This window comes from Acinetobacter sp. NIOH-H-8 (assembly GCF_046635365.1).
GTDB lineage: Bacteria > Pseudomonadota > Gammaproteobacteria > Pseudomonadales > Moraxellaceae > Acinetobacter.
The window spans coordinates 1-954 of the sequence record NZ_JBHDVN010000113.1 but is presented as its reverse complement, the minus strand read 5'-3'; the positions used below and the strand labels follow the sequence as shown (position 1 = coordinate 954).

The following is a 954-nucleotide window of genomic DNA, read 5'->3' as shown; positions in this document are numbered from 1 at the left end:
GATGACTTCATAATTTGAATTGTTGGCTTATTTTTATGGATCAGTTGATATGCACACAAGGACGCGTAAATCCCTCCTAGAAATCCATGAACACTACGTGCTTTGCTTGTCACTAAATTGTACTGACCTTTCAATAAACTGAATAAAGTCTCTATCTTATTGCGCTGTTTTAAGTGATATTTATCTGACTCAGAAAGTTGTATAGCCTGCATATTTTTTCGATGATAGGTAATTAAATCAATACCTTGCTCTTTCAACCTACTCTTCAGTTCTTGACTAATATAGCCACGATCTCCATACAACTTTGCTTCCATCTCTTTAACGAGTCTCTCAACCATTTTGATATCAGCCAAATGTCCATTGGATAAAGCAGAACAAGCAATTTCACCAAATTGATTCATCACAATATGTAATTTACAGCCATAAAACCAGCCCATTGAGCTTCTACCACGTGATGCAATTTGGACTAATGATTTATGGCGTTGAATACGTTGATTTTTACAAACTGGCAGAGTTGTTGAATCAATCCATAAATATTGTGTACCTTGGCCTTTCATTAGCGCCACATGTAAAGCGTGTAGAGCTAATTGATGTCTATTAATCAGATGAATCATCCGTTGGTAACAGGGTAAGCTTTTAAATAAATGATTTTTATCCTGTTTCAACCATGTGAAAAATGCTTTGAAATTAGTGAAATGAGAACATTTATACCAGATCGCGATAAAAGTGATTTCTGAGATACTCAAGTGAGCGGTTCGGACTCTGGAGAAACGACGACTTTGTTTAAGGAAATTCCAGTAGGTTGCTTCAAATTTAAGAAAGAAATCATCAATTACGCAAAATAATTCGGTACTATTAAACATCGGGACTAGAGTTTTAAGTTTTGTGTGGTAACTCAACTGATGGCTCTAGTCCTCTTATTTTTCAAGTCAATTTTTTATCCGCGATTCGGGT

1 protein-coding gene is annotated in these 954 nt (G+C 35.5%); it reads right to left on the bottom strand.

Annotated elements, in window-relative coordinates:
- The coding region (locus ACEWB7_RS17265; RefSeq protein ID WP_411581002.1) for an IS982 family transposase at positions 1–863 on the bottom strand (863 nt) is incomplete at its 3' end.
- Positions 864–954 lie beyond the last annotated feature (91 nt).